At 31.7% G+C, this 1,931-nt stretch carries 3 protein-coding genes; all 3 read left to right on the top strand.

The genetic code is table 11. From position 1 onward, the window contains the following. Positions 1–1,107, top strand: a 1,107-nt coding sequence (gene cas1 / locus ACUVXA_RS20335; RefSeq protein WP_445873120.1) for a CRISPR-associated endonuclease Cas1, incomplete at its 5' end; no start/stop codon positions are given. Further along, positions 1,107–1,382, top strand: coding sequence for a CRISPR-associated endonuclease Cas2 (gene cas2 / locus ACUVXA_RS20340; protein WP_445873121.1), 276 nt, complete (start codon positions 1,107–1,109; stop codon positions 1,380–1,382). The genes cas1 and cas2 (ACUVXA_RS20340), both read left to right, overlap by 1 nt. Next, positions 1,379–1,663 (top strand): CRISPR-associated endonuclease Cas2, encoded by a 285-nt coding sequence (gene cas2 / locus ACUVXA_RS20345; protein ID WP_445873122.1) that lies wholly within the window; start codon positions 1,379–1,381, stop codon positions 1,661–1,663. Before cas2 (ACUVXA_RS20340) ends, cas2 (ACUVXA_RS20345) begins: the two co-directional genes overlap by 4 nt. Positions 1,664–1,931: the final 268 nt, after the last annotated feature.

Raw genomic sequence — 1,931 nt, forward strand, 5'->3', positions numbered from 1 at the left:
AATAATTTGTGGGGTTTAAAAATGTCTACAATATATATAATTTCCGATTTTGGGAAATTACAGAAAAAAGGTGAAACCCTTCAACTTAACTCACACGATGGAACAACCACAATAATTTTTCCTTTTAAGACAGAACAAATCATAGTACAAGGAAATATTGAAATTACATCAGCTGCTCTCAAATTACTTATGCGGCATAACATAGATACTATATTTCTAGGAAAAAACGGTAAATTCAGTGGAAAACTTGCGTTTCAAGAAAGTAAAAATGTGTTTCTCCGTCAGAAACAATTCAAATTGCTGGATGACGAAGCCTTTCGAGTAAAAATTTCAAAATCAATTGTTAGCGGAAAATTAAAAAATCAACTTACTTTCATGCAAAGAATTTCAAGAAGAAGGGATAACACAGCTGAAATAGAAAACACAGTTGAAAAAATGAAATCAAACTTAAAGAAGTTAGATGAAGCACATAACATTGAGGTAATAAGGGGTATTGAAGGATTGAGTGCTCGATATTTTTTTGCTGTTTTTAAACACAATATCTTGCAGGATTGGGCAGTGTTCAATGGACGTAGTATGCACCCACCAGAAGATAATGTAAATGCAGTGTTGAGCTTTTTATACACTATGTTGTTTTATCGTGTTGATGCAGCAATTGAAGCAGAAGGGCTCGACACTTACGTTGGCTTTTATCATTCTTTAGACTATGGTAAAAGATCACTGACCTTCGATCTAATGGAGGAATACAGGACACCAATAGCTGATACTCTTTGTTGTTCCCTTTTTAATCTTGCAATCCTTGAACCAGAGGATTTTGAAGAGGTGATCTTTTCAAAAGAAGACAATGAATACCCTCTTCAAGAAGAGAAAGATATAGAGGAATCAAGCAGTTCGATAGCTATCCAGGAAAAAAAAGGAACATTATTAACAAAAAAAGGGTTAAAAAAAGTAATCTCAAATTTTGAAAAAAAACTTGAAACTCTCATATATTATCAACCGCTTATGAGACAGATAAGCTATAAAAGACTAATTAACGAACAGGTTAAACATTTCAAACGCGTTTTAAACGGAGAAGAGGCTGATTACAAACCCCTTCTGGTTAAATAATGATATACATGGTTTGCTACGACATTACCGATACTAAAAGGCTCAGGAACACCGCAAAAGTATTAGAATCTTACGGAATCAGGGTACAGAAATCCTTTTTCCAATGTAAAATTGAAAAAAATAAACTGGAAGAACTAATTAATAGACTTCTTCAAGTAATAAATATTAAGAAAGATTTTCTTTACATCTATCCATTATGCGAGGATTGCAATCGGAACGCTATTACAGATGGTAAGGGTGAAATATTAAAAATTGAAACCTATGAGATTTTATGAATCATTGGCTAATAATATATGATATATGTAATGAAAAACGACTTCGCAGGGTTGCTAAATTCCTCGAAAATTACGGCACGCGAGTACAGAAATCTGTTTTCGAAATTGAAGCAAGAAAAGATACCATTTCCAGAATAATAAGTAAAGTGAGGAAAGTTATTGAAAAAACAGAAGATTTTATTGTCTATTTTAATATATGTGATAGAGATTGGCAAAAATCTATTAAATACGGACCTGTAAGATATGAAAACCCTGATGATAAACCATATTCCATAATATGAAAAATCAAACTAAACATATACTACATCTATATTTTCCGTCAACCTTTAAAATGGAAAAAAAATGTAATTTTAAAGGTGGGTTGGCGGAAAATTATAATTTAATTTTGGACAATTATTTACATGAACCAAAAAATAATAATTTTTAGAGTCCCTTTTCAAATAAGTCTAATAATTATCAGCCTAACGGAAATTGAGGTACAATTGAATATAGGAAACATAATTATAAAGAGTGAGTTGGAATGAGAGACCTGAATGAAGGGATTGCGAC

The sequence above is a fragment of the Candidatus Jordarchaeum sp. genome, from assembly GCF_052745115.1.

Excerpts from the sequence above, each read along its gene's own strand:
- cas2 (WP_445873121.1), top strand. The coding sequence starts at position 1,107 with ATGATATACATGGTTTGCTACGACATTACCGATACTAAAAGGCTCAGG.
- cas2 (WP_445873122.1), top strand. The coding sequence starts at position 1,379 with ATGAATCATTGGCTAATAATATATGATATATGTAATGAAAAACGACTT.